This is a genomic window from Nonomuraea sp. NPDC050227, from assembly GCF_044459705.1.
In the GTDB taxonomy this organism is placed as follows: domain Bacteria; phylum Actinomycetota; class Actinomycetes; order Streptosporangiales; family Streptosporangiaceae; genus Nonomuraea.
In genome coordinates this window covers 1-14,490 of sequence record NZ_JBITJF010000013.1, presented here as the reverse complement: position 1 = coordinate 14,490, position 14,490 = coordinate 1, and the positions used below count along the sequence as shown (strand labels likewise).

Sequence of the window (14,490 nt, the reverse complement as noted above, 5' to 3'; positions counted from 1 at the left end):
AACGCGCGCCGCGGGGGCCGGTCAGCCGCCGGCGCCCGGGACCAGGCCCGACTGCTCCTCCAGGTAGGCGATCGCCCCGACGGCCTCCTCGGCGAAGAACACCAGCTCGGCGAGGGGCAACGGCAGGAAGCCCTCCGCCTCCATGCGCTGGAACTGCTGCTTGAGCCCGTCGTAGAAGCCCGCGGTGTTCAGCAGCACGACCGGCTTGCTGTGCAGGCCGTGCTTGCGCAGCTCCAGGATCTCGGTGGCCTCGTCGAGCGTGCCGCTGCCGCCCACCATGATGACGAAGCCGTCGGCGCGGGACAGGAGCTGCGCCTTGCGCTCGGCCAGGTCGCGGGTGATCATCATCTCGTCGGCGCCCGGACGGGCCTTGTGCGCCAGGAACTCGACCGAGACGCCCACCAGGCGGCCGCCGGCCTCCTGCACGCCGTCGGCCATGACCTTCATCAGGCCGCTGTCGGAGCCGCCCCACACCAGGGTGTGCCCGCCCTTGCCGATGAGCTCGGCGAACTCGCGGGCTGGGCGGGTGTAACGCTCGTCGAGGTCGGCGGCGGAGCAGAAGACGCAGATGTTCACGCCGTAACTGTAGGCGAACCTGTCCAGGCCAGGGCACCTGGGAAGGATCTGCCCAAGATCCGTCGAGCCCGGTGCCCGTCCGTCATGGCGGGGGTACGTCCTGGTCCATGAAGAAAGCCATCAACGTCTGCTTCGGCGTGGACGTGGACGCCGTGGCGGGCTGGATCGGCTCGTACGGCGGCCAGGACTCGCCCAACGACATCCAGCGGGGCGTGTTCGCCGCCGAGGTCGGGACCCCGAGGCTGCTGCGCCTGTTCGCCCGCGAGGGGATCAGGACGAGCTGGTTCGTCCCCGGGCATTCGGCGGAGTCGTTCCCCGACCAGATGCGGCGGATCGTCGAGGCCGGGCACGACGTCGGCGCGCACGGCTACATGCACGAGAACCCGGTCGCGATGTCCGCCCAGCAGGAGGAGGACGTCCTGGCGCGCAGCCTGGAGGTGCTGGACAAGGTGCTCGGCGTCCGGCCCCGGGGCTATGTGGCGCCGTGGTGGGAGATGTCCGCGCGGACCGTCGAGCTGCTGCTGCGCTACGGCTTCGGCTACGACCACTCGCAGTCCTACCGCGACTTCCAGCCCTTCTACGCCCGCAAGGGCGAGCAATGGACGCACATCGACTACGAGCAGGCCGCCTCGTCCTGGATGAAGCCGCTCGTGCCCGGCCAGGAGGTGGACCTGGTGGAGTTCTCGGCCAACTGGTACCTCGACGACCTGCCGCCGATGATGTTCATCAAGAGCTCGCCGAACAGCCACGGCTTCGTCAACCCGCGCGACCTCGAACAGCAGTGGCGCGACCAGTTCGACTGGGTCTACCGCGAGCTGGACTACGCGGTCTTCCCCGTCACGCTGCATCCCGACGTCAGCGGGCGTCCCCAGGTGCTGCTGATGCTGGAGCGGCTCATCGCGTACATGCGCGGGCACAAGGGGGTCACGTTCATGTCGATGGCCGAGGCCGAGATCGACTTCCGCGCCCGCTTTCCCTTCGACGGGCGGGCGCGCCCGGCCGACATGCACTGAGCCGTCCCCGGCCGCCGGCCGGGGACGGCTCGGGCCCCGGCCAGGCCGCTGCGGACGATCCACGTGGCGTCGCTCCTGTCCAGCGACGAGCTGCCGGAACCGATCACCGACGTGACCACCTGGTCGTTCTGGTGGCGCAGGTAGCGGGTGGTGCAGCAGGCCGTGGTCGCGCGCAGCGAGACGCGGGCCGGGCTCACGCCGTTTCAGACAGCCGCACCACGACGACCGCATCGGACTTCAGCCGACCGGCGTAGGCGTCCGCCTGCATCCGGTGGGTGCCGGCGCTCCAGAGGGAGCCGACGGTGAGTGACGCCTGCTTCCAGGCGGGCGAGCTCATCCCGAGGCGATCCGGCCCGTCCGCGTCGTCCTGCCAGCCGCGCCGCCGCAGGCGGTCGTGCGCCAGGCGCAGGGCCTCCTCGAAGGTGGCGGCGCCGAGGTCCAGCACCACGATGTCCTCGACTTGGATCGTGCCGTCATGGGCCAGCTCCGCCTGCTCCTGTCGCACTGTCCGGCCGATCTCCCTGACCTGGGCGAGGGCCGCCGGGTCGGCCTGGAGGCGATGGGGGAACCACTGGGTTCCGCAGGCGGTGAGGGCGGCCGACAGGCAGAGGGCCGGCAGCGCGTTCCTCGTGCGCGGACCGTTCACGGTCACCTCCCGGCGGGAGTCCAGCCGGGCGGGTTGATCAACGGATTCTCAACGGGGGCTCAACATCCTTGGGGGCAGGGTGGCCGGGTCTTCGCGTTCACCTCACCACGGAGCTGGGATGACCACTGTCACGTCACGGGACGACCTCGAACTGGAATCGGCGTACGAGGCTCCGCGCACCGACATCGAACGGCGGCTGGCCGGCCTGTGGTCGGCCAAGCTGGGCGTCGCGCCCGTCGGCATCGAGGACGACTTCTTCGAGCTGGGCGGCGACTCCCTGCTGGCGGCCGACGTGCAGTTCGCGATCGACCGGGAGTTCGGCTTCGAGGTGCCCGCCTGGACGCTGTTCCTGTCGCCGACCATCGCCGAGCTGGCCGAGGTGATCGGCTCGCCGGCCCCGCTCGACCATGCGTGACCTCGCCGACCCCGGCCTGTTCGAGGCGGGCGGGCAGCACGATACCTGGCGGTGGTTGCGCGAGAACGACCCGGTGCACCGGCACGACCGGGGCTTCTGGTCGGTCACCCGGTACGCCGACGTGGACCGCGTCCTGCGCGACCACATGTGCTTCACCAGCGAGCGCGGCACCCTGCTCAACCTCCTGGGCCGCGACGACCCGGCCGCCGGGCGACAGCTCGCCGCCACCGACCCGCCCGAGCACGACCGGATGCGCGCCCCGCTGCAGAAGGTCATGGGCATGCGGTCGGCCACGGCCTACGAGCCGTCCGTCATCGCGGCGATCACCGCCCTGCTCGCCCCCGGCCTGGACGGGCCGGAGTTCGACCTGGCCGCCGCCGTACGGGGGTTGCCGCTGGCGCTGGTCGGGCCGCTGCTGGAGCTGCCCCGCGACGACCGTCCGCGCCTGCTGACGCTGGTCATGGCGGCCAGCGCCGAGGACGACCCCGACTACCAGCTCGCCGGCGACGCGTCCGGGACGCTGCGCCGGGCGCACCGGGAGCTGTTCGCCTACTTCCTGCACCTGGTGCGGGAGCGCGCCCGCAAACCGGGCGACGACCTGATCAGCCTGATGGTGTCGCAGGACGGCGGCCGGATGGACCCCGGCACGGCCGTCTCCAACTGCTACAGCCTGCTGCTGGGGGCGAGCGTCACCCTGCCGAACGTGGCCAGCTCGACGGTGTTCGAGCTGGCCAGGGGCGGCGGCTACCGCGCCTGGGCCGGCCGTCCGGACCTGCTGCGCGACGGGGTCGAGGAGGCGTTGCGCTGGGCGTCGCCCGGCAGTCACTTCATGCGGCACACGACCCGGCCGGTGCGGCTGTCGGGCGTGGAGCTCGCGGCGGGCGAGCCCGTGGTCGCCTGGATCGGCTCGGCCAACCGCGACCCCGCCGTCTTCGCCGACCCCGACACGTTCGACCCGGCCCGCACGCCCAACCGCCACCTCGCCTTCGGCAGCGGACACCACTACTGCATCGGATCCCACCTGGCCCGCCTGACGCTGCGGCTGTTCTTCGCGTCGCTCTTCGCGACCTTCGCCGACGTCGAGGTGGCCGGCGAACCGGTCCGGGTGCGATCGACCTTCCTCACCGGTTTCAAGAAGCTGATCATCTCGGGGACGCCCAGGAGAGGCCAATGACGACAGAGATCCCGTTCACCTACGCCCAGCAGCTGCTGCTCGGGCTGGAGCAGGCCGTGCCGGGGAGCGTGGTCAACTCGACGTTCATCGTGCGGGCGGCCTACCGGGTGGCGCACGAGGTGGACGCCGGCGTGCTGCGCCTGGCCGTGGAAGACGTCGTGGCCAGGCACGACGCGCTGCGCACGGCCGTGTCGCGCGACCCGGACGGCGAGGTCCGGGCGCGGGTGCACGAGAGCGCGCCGGGCCGCCTGCTGGTGCACGACGTGGACGACGAGGACGCCTTCCTCGCGATGGCCACCGGCTCGGCGTACCCGCCGGAGGAGCCGCCGTTGTTGTGGGTGCACCTGGGCCGGTGCGCGGACGGCACGAGCCTGCTGGCGATCGTCGCCCACCACCTCACCTCCGACGCCTGGTCGCTGCCGCTGCTGGCGCGCGACCTGTCGGACGCCTACACCGCCCGGCTGCGCGGCGGCCCGCCGCCCGGCTCCGCCGTCATGGGGTACGCCGAGGTCGCCGCCGACGACTTCTCGCCCTCCTGGGAGCGGACGATCACCGACGCGCTGCCGTACTGGAAGGAGCGGCTGGACGGCGTGGCGGAGCTCGCCATGCCGGTGCCGACGCCCGGCAGGCGCGGCGACCAGCGGACGTGCCGCTTCACCGTGCCCGGCCCGCTGTGGCGGGACCTGGGCCGGGCGGCCCGCCGCCGCCGGACCACGCCGTTCACCCTGCTGCTGACGGCGTTCACCGCGTCGGTCTGGGCCGGGCGCCACGACGCGGTCGTGCCGGTCATCACCGCGGGGCGCAAGCCGTCGGAGTGGTACACGGCCGGGTTCATGCTCAACATGTTGTGGCTGCGGATCACCACCGGCGACCCCGCCGACCTGGACGAGCTGAGCCGCCGCGCCGACGAGGCGTGCCGGGCGGCCTACCGGCACGACGTGCCGCTGCTGCGGGTGCTGCCGCAGGCGCCGGAGCTGGCGGCCGTGATGTTCGACCCGTCGGAGGTCGTCGAGCGCACCTTCCCGGTGTTCCAGCTCATCCCCAGGACGCCGTTCGCCCCCACCGCCGAGGACCCGGCGCTGGTGCTGACGCCCGTGCCGGAGGAGCGGCAGCCCGCGCCCGTGATGCCGGTGCACCTGCTGTGGTCGATGCGGGTGGACGAGGAGGTGGTCGGCATCGTCGCCTACGAGGCCGCGATGTTCGGCCGGGACTGGGTGGAGGCGAAGGTCGCCGGGTTCCTGCGCGTGCTGGAGCGGCTGGCCGATGCTTGAGCTCATCGAGCCGCACCTGGGCGGCGCGGCCACGGCGATCGCCGACCGCGAGGGCGAGCTGTCCTACCGGGACCTGGACCGGATCAGCGCCGGGCTGGCCCGGGTGTTGCTGGACGCGGGCCTGCGCCCCGACGAGCCCGTGGTGATCCATGCGCATCTGTCCCGGTGGGCGGTGATCGGCATGCTCGCCGTCCTGCGGGCCGGCGGCCGTTACGTGGCCATCGACGCCGCCTTCCCCTTCCAGCGCCAGCAGGACGTCGCGCAGGCGTGCGGGGCCCGGATCGCGCTCATCGAGCCCGACATGATCGTCCCGCTGACCGGCCCGGCCCGTCGCGTGGAGATGTCCGGCACGGAACTGCCGGACGGGCCGCTGCCCGCGACCTCGGCGCGGCTCGCCTACACCTGCTTCACCAGCGGCTCGACGGGCACGCCGAAGCCCGTCACCGTCTCGCGTGCCGCCCTGGCCTGGTCGACCGGGGCCCGGCTGGCCCACTACGCGGCGCCGGTCAGCGGGTTCCTGCTCTGCTCGTCCATCTCGTTCGACAGCTCGGTCGCCGGCATCTACTGGACGCTGGCCTGCGGCGGCAGGCTGGTCATCCCGAGCCAGCGCCCGTCCGACCTGGCCGCCGTCGCGCGCTTCGCCGTCGAGCACCGGCCCTCGCACCTGCTCATGGTGCCGTCGTTCTACGGGCTGGCGCTCCGCAACGGCCTGGCCGACGCGTTCGGGTCGCTCGGCACGGTGATCGTCGCGGGCGAGACGTGCCCGCCCGCGCTGGTCGGGGAGCACTACGCGGCGCTGCCCGGCGCGGTGCTGCACAACGAGTACGGCCCCACCGAGTGCACCGTCTGGAGCACGGTCCACCGCTGCGTCCCCGAGGACGCGGCGGCGGCCCGGGTGCCGATCGGCCGCCCGGTCCCGGGGGCGCGGGTGTCCATCGCCGATCCCGGCCCGGACGGCGTCGGGGAGCTGGTGATCTCCGGCCCCGGCCTGGCCGAGGGCGTCGGGGACGTCTACCGTACCGGCGACCTGGTCTCCCTGCGCCCGGACGGCGAGCTGCTGTTCCACGGCCGCGCCGACCACCAGCTCAAGCTGGGCGGCGCGCGGCTGGAACGGGCGGAGATCGAGCACGCCATGGCGGGCTTCCCCGGCGTGCTGGCCGCCGCCGTCGGGGTCGCGCGGGCCGGTTCAGGACCGGCCCGGCTGAAGGGCTACCTCGTCACCGGCGAGGACCGGATCGACCGCCGGGCCCTGCGCGCCCACCTGCTGGACCGGCTGCCGATCGTGGCCGTCCCGACGGTGTTCCAGCGGCTGGACGCGCTGCCGCGGCTGCCCAACGGCAAGGTCGACTACAACGCCCTCGACGGCGGCTGACCGCCTCCCGGGATGATGGGGGGCGTTCCGTACGCGGTCGCCGGGAACCGCTCGCGGCCGGTCAGGCAACAACAGTTGTCCTGATTCATCGCCGAAAGGCCACGAAGTGAGCGCCCCGAACCCTACGGAAGGTGATGACGCCTCCCATGTCCAACGCTCCCTGCACGAACCGGAGGCCTTCGCCGAGCTGTTCCGCCGGCACGCCTCCGGCATCACCCGGTACGTCACCAGAAGGCTGGGGGCCGACGCCGCGGACGACGTGGTGGCGGAGACGTTCCTGACGGCGTTCCGGCAGCGCGGCCGTTACGATCTGTCCCGCCCGCACGCCCGTCCCTGGCTGTACGGCATCGCCACCAATCTGATGGGCCGCCACGTGCGCACCGAGGTGCACCAGCTGCGGGTGCTCGAACGCACCGGCGCCGACCCGGTCACGGCCTCCTTCACCGACCGCAGCGACGACCGGGTCAGCGCCGCCGCGGCCCGCCGCCGCCTGGCCGGGGCGCTGGCGACGCTGCCCCGGGGGCACCGGGACGCGCTGCTCCTGGTCGCCTGGGCCGGGCTGACGTACCCCGAGGTCGCCGAGGCGCTGGACGTACGCGTCGGAACCGTGCGGTCGCGGATCAACCGGGCCAGGGAGAAGTTGCGCGGGGAGCTCGGCGGAGTCAACCCCATGGCCATCGTCAGCGAGGAGCCCGTCCATGAATGAGATGACCGAGCTCGAACGCCTCCGCTGCGAGGTGCCCGCGCCCGCCGCGGACGCGCTGGCCGCGCAGGAGGGCCGCTTCCTGGCCGCGCTGGCCGCGGAGGGGGACCGCGTCCCGGCCGCGCCGCGCGCTCCCCGGCGCGGCCGCTTCCTGCTCGCGGGGCTGCTGGCGGCCGCCGTGCTGGCCGCCGTGGCCGTGCTGGGGCCGGTGGTGGCCGGTCGCGACGCCCGTCCGGCCGCGTACGCCAACGCCGCCATCGACATCGAGCTGCGCGGCGACGAGTACGTGGCCACGATCACGGACCCGTTCGCCGACCACGCCCTCTACAACGAGGCGTTCCGGGCGATGGGCCTGGACGTCGCCCTCGACCTGCGGCCCGCGTCCCCGACGGGGGTCGGCCGGGTCTTCCGGCTCGGCTTCGCCGGCACGACCGAGCGCGACCGCATCGGCGGCACCCTCCGGCCGCACGGCTGCACCCCCGGGCAGCCGGGCTGCGCGCTCACCGTCACCGTCTCCAAGGGGTTCGGCGGCAAGGGGACGCTCTACCTCGGCCGTCCGGCCAGGCCCGGCGAGCCGTACCAGAACAACACCGACGCCGGCCGGAAGGGCGAGGCCCTGGAGGGGTACGTCGCCGACGGCCGCACGGTCGCCGAGGTCCTGGCCGAGACGCGCAGGCGGGGGCTGGAGGTGACGTTCCAGATCATCGAACCCGCTCCCGACGGGAACGGCTTCTCGGTGAACCCGCGCGAGCAGTCGGCGAAGGTGGGCGGCCACTGGGTGGTGTGGGCCGCCGAGCCGGAACGGCAGGGCGCGGTGCGGCTCCTGGTGTCGGAGAAGCGGGTGCCGAAGAACCCGGTGAGCGGCGAGTGACCTTCCGGCTCCTCTCACACCTCGCCGCTGTTTCCGGCGAAATGATGGCCCATGAGCGCACATAGGCAGAGGTGTCCGAACAAATGATTCGATGAGGAGATCCGCCATGGGAACCGCCCGTGGATGACGAGCGGTCGGCCAGGTTCGAGGCCGCCTACGACCGGGCCTACGGCCAGATCACCGCCTACGCCGTACGCCGGTGCGACTCGCCTCAGGACGCCGCCGACGTGGTGGCCGAGACCTTCACCGTCGCCTGGCGGCGGGTGGACGAGCTGCCGGAGGGCCCGGAGGCCACCCTCTGGCTGTACGGGGTGGCGCGCAAGGTGCTGGCCAACCACTTCCGGGGCGACAACCGCCGCAGGGAGCGCACGGCCGAGCTCGACGCCGAACTGGCCGACCGGTACGGCCACTCGCCCGACACCCAGGTCGAGCTGGACGCGATCGGCCGGGCGTTCCGCAGCCTGCCCGACGACGACCGGGAGCTGCTGTCCCTGGTCGCCTGGGAAGGGCTGGAGCGCGAGGAGATCGCGAAGGCGCTGGGGCTGTCCCGCAACGCCGTGCGCATCAGGCTGCACCGCGCCCGCAAGCGCCTGTCGCGCGCTCTGACGTCGGCGGGCGTGCACGTCACCGCAGAGAGCCGACTGGTCCCGGCGGAGAGGCCGTTGGGGGGAGCGCTGTGAAGGACACCGTGAAGGACACCGTGAAGAAGGTCGACGAGATCGCGGCGATCAGGGCGTTGGCCCGGGTCGCGCCGGGCGAGCGGGCAGGTGAGCCGTCCGGCGCGGGGGCGCGGGCGCTGCTGGCCGCGATCACCGCCGAAGAGCCGGGGCCGGAGCCGGGCACGGCCCCACGGGTGCGGCGGGGCGTCAGGCCGAGGCGGCTGGCGTTCGGGCTGGCCGCCGCGGTCGCGCTGGCCGCGGGTGTGGTGACGGTCCCCATCGTGCTGAAGGACGGCGCGCCCGCCTCGTGGGCCGTCAACCTGGACGACGGGATGGTGACGATCCAGATCCGCGACTTCGACGACGCCCCGGCGCTGGAGCGGCGGCTGAAGGAGCTGGGTGTGCCCGCGATGGTGGACCACGTCCCCACGGGCATGATGTGCCGCGAACCGCGCGGGAAGTTCGTGGAGAACATCCCGCGCGGTCTCTACAGCGTGCCGGAGAACATCCCCGGCGAGACCGAGGGCTGGCAGATGCGCATCAACAGCAAGCTGTTCGGTCCTGGCCAGACGTTCGTCTGGACCATCAGCGGCAGGACCGGCACGACCACGACGTACCTGATGGAGGGCCCGGTGTCGCCCTGCGAGCCGGTGCCCGCGCCCACGCCGCGGCAGATGGAGCCGGAGTTCCGCGTCGCCACCGACAAGGGCCGCTCGCTGGAGGGCCTGCGGGTGGACGAGAAGACGGTCGGCGAGGTGCTGCCCGAGCTGCGGAAGCGCGGCAAGAAGGTGATCTTCGCCGTCATCGGCGTCCCGCCCGGCAACCCGGGAGGGTACGGCATCGACCGCACCCAGAGCACGCCCGTCGGCGACAACTGGGTGGTCTGGGAGGCGGAGGAGAACGCCAAGGGGGTGATCCAGCTGCTCGTGACGGAGCAGCGCCTGGACAAGAACCCGGTCTACGGCGGCCCCCGCGACGCGGTCATCAAGGACTGACCGGCGGTCCCGCGCGCCTCCCGGGGAGGCGCGCGGGACGGTCACCAGGCGAGCGGCCCCTCGGCGTCGAAGTAGCCGCCGGTGGGGCCGTCCGGTCCCACCTGGGCCATGCGCACGATGATCTCGGCGCCCTGCTCGACGGTCTGCAGGCCGCTGTTGCCGTTCAGGTCGGTACGGGTGAAGCCGGGTTCGACCGCGTTGATCCGCATCTGCGGGAACGCCTTCGCGTACTGGACGGTGACCATGTTGACGGCCGCCTTCGAGGCCGGGTAGGCGACGCCCGGGTAGGGATAGCCGGGCCTGCCGGGGTCGGTCATCCGGGACAGCGAGGCCAGGCCGCTGCTCACGTTGACGACGACCGGCGCGCCGGATCGCCGCAGCAGCGGCAGGAACGCGTGGAGCACCCGCACCATGCCGAACACGTTCGTCTCGAACGTGCGCCGCATCATCTCGGCGGTCACCTCCGCCGCCCCGGCCACCGCCTGGTCGTCCCCCATCTCCACCTGGATGCCGGCGTTGTTGACCAGCACGTCCAGCCCTCCGTCCGCCTCGACGGCCCGCGCCGCCGCCGCCACGGACGCGTCGTCGGTGACGTCCAGCGCCACCGCCCGCGCGCCCAGCCGCTCGGCGGCCACCCGTCCACGTCCGGCGTCCCGGCTCGCGACGTAGACGGTGTGCCCCGCGCCGACGAGCCGCCGCGCGGTCTCGAACCCGAGCCCCTTGTTGGCCCCTGTGATCAGTGTCGTCGTCATGGACGCGACGCTAGGAATTCGAGCGCGCTCGAAGTCAATTCGCCCTGATGGTCCTTGGCACAGGCGCACCGGCGGCCCTCAGCCCGCCCCGAACCCGATGACCTTCCAGGGAGCGTCGTCCGACTGCCGGCCCGTGAGAAACCTGTGCGGCCAGTGCCTGTCGTCGTTCGGCGGGTCCTCATCGCACCGGCGCACCTCGAGGACGACGGCGACGCTTCGCACCTGCCGGTACCCGCCGGGGCCGTACTCGTCCGATGTCGGCTCGCCGACGTCGGAAACCTGCACGTCGGCCCAGGTGTCCAGCGGGTCGTCGGGCCAGCTGTGGACACGCCGGTAATGAGCCGGCGCCGACAGAAGACGAACCGCTTCGTCGTCACGGGCGGCGATGGCCGCCAGATACGCGCGCACCACCACATCGGCGGCCGCGTCCCGCTTCGGCATGGTGACCGGCGGCCCCTGCGCGACGGAGCAGGTGGAACAGCCCGCACCACAGCACACCAGGAGCAGGGCGGCCAGCGTCGCGAGCAGCTTTCTCGTCGTCAACCCCTCGTCCTTCCCGCTCGTCCGGCCGAATGCGGGGAGAGGGCGTCGCCGATCTCCTCCGCCTGTTCCGATGCGCTGATCATGATCCATCAGATCGACCCTCATCGCAGGGAATTCATCCGATTCGCATACACCCCCGGCCCCCGCCGGAGCCGGTCGCGGTTGGCCCTGGCCGGACATCTCTGCCAAGATCACCGTGTTTCGCCCCGCCTTGACCGAGGAGCCCTGTGGACAGGAGACGTTTTCTCACCCTGACCGGTGTCGCCGGACTGGCGGCCGCCACAGTGCCCGCCGCAGTGCCCGCCGCGCCCGCCTTCGCGGCGGCCTACCCGTCCGCGGACGCCGGGCTGACCGCCGAGGCGCACGCCAAGCTGGCCGAGCTGGCTCCCTACGGCGTCACGGCGCTCGCCTTCACGCCGTCCGGCGGCTGGGTCATGGTCACGCAGGACGGGCGGTACTTCGCCCGCGGAATCCCCGACGCCTGCTTCACGGAGCTGGGGGCGCTGGTCAAGGCCGGCCGGAAGGTCAACGCCATCGCCTTCCCGCCGGAGGGCGGCGACCGCTGGGTGATCACCACCGACAAGGGCGTGTCGTCCCGCGGCCTGCCCGCGGCGTGCCTCAGCCGGATCAAGGCGTACTACACCGCCGGGCAGCAGGTCGTGGACGTGGCCTTCCCGCCCGCCGGGGGCGACCGCTGGACGGTCGTCGCGTCCGGCGCCTTCCAGGCCAACGGCGTGGACGACGAGTGCTACCAGATGATGCGCAACCTGACCCAGGGCGGCCGCCGGCTGACCCGCGTCGCCTTCCCCAAGGCGGGCGGCTGGGCCCTGGTCGCGCAGGACGAGTTCCACGCCCGCGGCATCGACGACGCCTGCTTCGCGAAGATGAAGAGCCTGGCCGGCGGCGGCTGGCAGCTGCACAACGTGGCCTTCCGGCCGGGCGGCGGCTGGGCGCTGTGCTCCCGGGGCAAGGCGCCCGCGCTGCCCGCCGACCGGGTGCGCCAGTTCGAGAACGCGGTCGGCGGCTCGACCATCTGGCAGCGGATGAGCGCGTACAAGACGCCGGGCGTGGCGGTCGCGGTGGTCGTCGGCAACAAGATCGCCTGGTCCACCGGATACGGCCGGCTCGCCGCCGGCGGCGCCCCCGCCGCGCATCCGGAGAGCGCGTTCCAGGCCGCCTCCATCAGCAAGGCGGTGGCCGCGGTGGGCGTGCTGCGGCTGCTCCAGACGCGCAAGATCGCGCTCACCGCCGACGTCCGCCCGCATCTCGGCTGGACGCTGCCGGCCCGCTCGTGCGTGTCGCCGACGGCGGTGCCGACCGTCGAGCAGCTGCTGACGCACCGGGCCGGGGTCGTCGGGCGCGGCTCGACCTCGCCCGCCGGGGCCTGCTCCGGCTTCGACGCCGGCGGCGGCGGCTTCGCCGGGTACGGCGCCGCCGCCACGGTCCCGTCACTGCTCCAGGTCATGAACGGCGAGGGCAACTCCCCCAGGATCGAGCTGTCCACGGAGCCAGGCGCCGAGTACCACTACTCCGGCGCCGGGTACGTGCTGCTGCAGCGCATGGTGGAGGAGCTGACCGGCAGGTCGCTGGCCGACTACATGGGCCAGGAGGTGTTCGCCCCGCTGGGCATGGCGGGCAGCTCGTACGCGCTCTCCCCCGCCTTCGAGCTCGCCTCCGGCCACACCTCCACCGGGACGGTGATCCCCGGCGGCCACAACCGGTATCCCGAGTCCGCCGCCGCCGGCCTCTACACGAACGTGCTCGACCTGTGCCGCCTGGTGTCGTACCTCAACCGGGCCTGGACCGCCACCGGCGACATCGCCGGGCCGCTCACCCGCGCGTCGGTGCGCTCGCTGCTCACCGAGGGCCCGCAGCCCGGGATGGGACGCGGCCTGTTCGTCGCCGGCTCCGGCACCCAGAACTTCTCCTACACCCACGACGGCTCCAACTACGGCTTCAGATCGGTGTTCAAGGGCTATCCGGAGCTCGGCGCGGGCTACGCCGTGCTGGCCAACGGCAACGACACGGCGCTGGTCAACGAGGTCGCCGCGGCCGTCAGGTCGGTCTACGGCTGGGCGTAGGGCACGACGACTCGTGGGGTCTGAGCTGCGAGGACGCGGGTAGGGCCCCTGGCATGGACAACGAGCGGAGAACGGCTGGCACCGTCATCGTCGTGGGGGCCGGGATGGCGGGGCTGGCCTGCGCGGTGCGGCTGCACGAGGCCGGTGTGCCGGTACGGGTGCTGGAGGCGTCCGACGGGGTGGGCGGCCGGGTGCGCACCGACGTCGTGGACGGGTTCCGGCTGGACCGCGGCTACCAGGTGTTCAACACCGCCTACCCCGAGGCCCGCCGGCTGCTCGACCTGGACGCGCTCGACCTGCGCCCGTTCGCCTCGGGCGTGATCGTCCAGGGGACGCGGGCCAGGGCCAGGGTGATGCTGCCGTGGCGGCATCCCCGGCACGCGCTGAGCGGGCTGCTGACCGGCCTCGGCACGCCGCGCGACGACGCCGTGCTCGCCGCCCTCACGGCCCGCGACCTGGTGCTGCCCGCGTCCCGGCTGCGCGGCGGGCCCGACCGGCGCACCGACGACGAGCTGCGCGCCTGGGGCATGTCGGAGAAGATGATCGACTGCCTGATGCGTCCCTTCCTGGCCGGGGTGCTCCTGGAACGCGACCTGGAGACCTCCAGCCGGATCTTCCACCTGTTCTGGCGGTCGTTCGCGCGCGGCACCATCGCGGTGCCCGCCCTGGGCATGGGCGAGATCCCGCGCCGGCTCGCCGACCGGCTGCCGCCGGGCACCGTCACGCTCGGCGCCCGGGTCATCGAGGTGAGCCCCGGCGGCGTGCGGCTCGCCGACGGCGCCACGGTCGGGGGCCGGGCCGTGGTGGTGGCCGCCGACCCGGGGGCCGCGGGCCGCCTGCTGAGCGGGATCGAGACGCCCGAGATGCGCGCGGTGACCACCTTCTACCACGCCGCGCCCCGCTCCCCCATGCGCGAGCCGATCCAGGTCGTGGACGCCACCGGGGCCGTCACCGACACCCTGGTGCTCACCGACGCGGCCCCCGGGTACTCCGCCGACGGGCGGGCGCTGGTGTCCACGTCGGTCCTGGGCCTGGCCGACGACGAACGCGCGGTCCGCCGCCGCCTGACCGAGATCTACGGCGACACCTCCGGCTGGGAGCACGTGGCGACGTACCAGGTGCCGGCGGCGCTGCCGGCGATGCGGCCGCCGTACCCGCTGCGCAGGCCCGTGCGGCTGCGGGCCGGCCTGTACGTGTGCGGCGACCACCGCGACACCGGCTCCCTGCAGGGGGCGCTGGTGTCCGGCCGGCGCGCGGCCGACGCCGTGCTCGACGACCTTCGGTCGCTGCGCGCAGAAAGCCTGGCCGCCCTCGACCGGGCGGCGCTCTAGACGAGTAAGTCCTAAGTCGGGTCAGTGGTCGTAGGCGATCAGGGACCGGGTGATGGGCTGGCCGGTGGCGCGGTTGTGCCAGATGGCG

At 73.2% G+C, this 14,490-nt stretch carries 15 protein-coding genes and 1 pseudogene; 11 read left to right on the top strand and 5 right to left on the bottom strand.

Annotated features, from left to right (window positions below):
* Positions 1-21: 21 nt before the first annotated feature.
* On the bottom strand, positions 22-576 hold the full coding sequence (locus ACIBK9_RS39815; RefSeq protein ID WP_397163989.1) for a TIGR00730 family Rossman fold protein: 555 nt from the start codon (positions 574-576) through the stop codon (positions 22-24).
* Between the two features lie 107 nt (positions 577-683).
* Between ACIBK9_RS39815 and ACIBK9_RS39810 the strand changes: the two genes are divergently transcribed.
* Positions 684-1,589: a polysaccharide deacetylase gene (locus ACIBK9_RS39810; RefSeq protein WP_358293507.1), complete on the top strand. Its 906-nt coding sequence runs from the start codon at positions 684-686 to the stop codon at positions 1,587-1,589.
* 38 nt (positions 1,590-1,627) lie between these two features.
* Here ACIBK9_RS39810 and ACIBK9_RS39805 read toward each other — a convergent pair.
* Positions 1,628-1,786, bottom strand: a pseudogene (locus tag ACIBK9_RS39805) (AbfB domain-containing protein); the annotation flags it as partial.
* The gene (locus tag ACIBK9_RS39800) at positions 1,783-2,235 is read right to left on the bottom strand and encodes a hypothetical protein (RefSeq protein ID WP_397163988.1); all 453 of its coding nucleotides are present in this window, start codon (positions 2,233-2,235) and stop codon (positions 1,783-1,785) included. The gene ACIBK9_RS39800 and the pseudogene ACIBK9_RS39805, both read right to left, overlap by 4 nt.
* 118 nt (positions 2,236-2,353) lie before the next feature.
* Here ACIBK9_RS39800 and ACIBK9_RS39795 point away from each other — a divergent pair, with 118 nt between their 5' ends.
* The 8 genes from ACIBK9_RS39795 (at position 2,354) to ACIBK9_RS39760 (ending at position 9,695) form a co-directional block, all read left to right on the top strand.
* Positions 2,354-2,650 (top strand): phosphopantetheine-binding protein, encoded by a 297-nt coding sequence (locus ACIBK9_RS39795; RefSeq protein WP_352353844.1) that lies wholly within the window; start codon positions 2,354-2,356, stop codon positions 2,648-2,650.
* Entirely contained in the window at positions 2,643-3,824 is a 1,182-nt protein-coding gene (locus ACIBK9_RS39790; RefSeq protein ID WP_397163986.1) for a cytochrome P450, read from the top strand. The genes ACIBK9_RS39795 and ACIBK9_RS39790 overlap by 8 nt, the downstream gene beginning before the upstream one ends.
* A complete protein-coding gene (locus ACIBK9_RS39785) occupies positions 3,821-5,095 on the top strand; it encodes a condensation domain-containing protein (RefSeq protein WP_397163985.1) in 1,275 nt (424 codons plus the stop codon). Before ACIBK9_RS39790 ends, ACIBK9_RS39785 begins: the two co-directional genes overlap by 4 nt.
* Entirely contained in the window at positions 5,088-6,467 is a 1,380-nt protein-coding gene (locus tag ACIBK9_RS39780; protein ID WP_397163984.1) for an amino acid adenylation domain-containing protein, read from the top strand. The genes ACIBK9_RS39785 and ACIBK9_RS39780 overlap by 8 nt, the downstream gene beginning before the upstream one ends.
* 106 nt (positions 6,468-6,573) lie before the next feature.
* Positions 6,574-7,173, top strand: coding sequence for an RNA polymerase sigma factor (locus ACIBK9_RS39775; RefSeq protein ID WP_397163983.1), 600 nt, complete (start codon positions 6,574-6,576; stop codon positions 7,171-7,173).
* On the top strand, positions 7,166-8,041 hold the full coding sequence (locus ACIBK9_RS39770) for a hypothetical protein (RefSeq protein WP_397163981.1): 876 nt from the start codon (positions 7,166-7,168) through the stop codon (positions 8,039-8,041). Before ACIBK9_RS39775 ends, ACIBK9_RS39770 begins: the two co-directional genes overlap by 8 nt.
* Positions 8,042-8,160: 119 nt before the next feature.
* Positions 8,161-8,721 (top strand): RNA polymerase sigma factor, encoded by a 561-nt coding sequence (locus ACIBK9_RS39765; RefSeq protein WP_397163979.1) that lies wholly within the window; start codon positions 8,161-8,163, stop codon positions 8,719-8,721.
* Entirely contained in the window at positions 8,718-9,695 is a 978-nt protein-coding gene (locus tag ACIBK9_RS39760; protein WP_397163977.1) for a hypothetical protein, read from the top strand. The genes ACIBK9_RS39765 and ACIBK9_RS39760 overlap by 4 nt, the downstream gene beginning before the upstream one ends.
* A 41-nt stretch (positions 9,696-9,736) precedes the next feature.
* Here ACIBK9_RS39760 and ACIBK9_RS39755 read toward each other — a convergent pair whose 3' ends face one another.
* Positions 9,737-10,447, bottom strand: coding sequence for an SDR family NAD(P)-dependent oxidoreductase (locus ACIBK9_RS39755; RefSeq protein ID WP_397163975.1), 711 nt, complete (start codon positions 10,445-10,447; stop codon positions 9,737-9,739).
* A 78-nt stretch (positions 10,448-10,525) separates the two neighbouring features.
* A complete protein-coding gene (locus ACIBK9_RS39750; protein WP_397163974.1) occupies positions 10,526-10,990 on the bottom strand; it encodes a hypothetical protein in 465 nt (154 codons plus the stop codon).
* 227 nt (positions 10,991-11,217) lie between these two features.
* On the opposite strand from ACIBK9_RS39750, the gene ACIBK9_RS39745 reads away from it, so the two are divergent.
* Together ACIBK9_RS39745 and ACIBK9_RS39740 are read left to right on the top strand one after the other, a co-directional pair.
* Positions 11,218-13,071 carry a serine hydrolase domain-containing protein gene (locus ACIBK9_RS39745; RefSeq protein WP_397163973.1) on the top strand — a complete coding sequence of 618 codons (1,854 nt, stop codon included), beginning with the start codon at positions 11,218-11,220 and terminating at the stop codon, positions 13,069-13,071.
* Between the two features lie 53 nt (positions 13,072-13,124).
* Positions 13,125-14,402: an NAD(P)/FAD-dependent oxidoreductase gene (locus ACIBK9_RS39740; RefSeq protein ID WP_397163972.1), complete on the top strand. Its 1,278-nt coding sequence runs from the start codon at positions 13,125-13,127 to the stop codon at positions 14,400-14,402.
* Positions 14,403-14,490 lie beyond the last annotated feature (88 nt).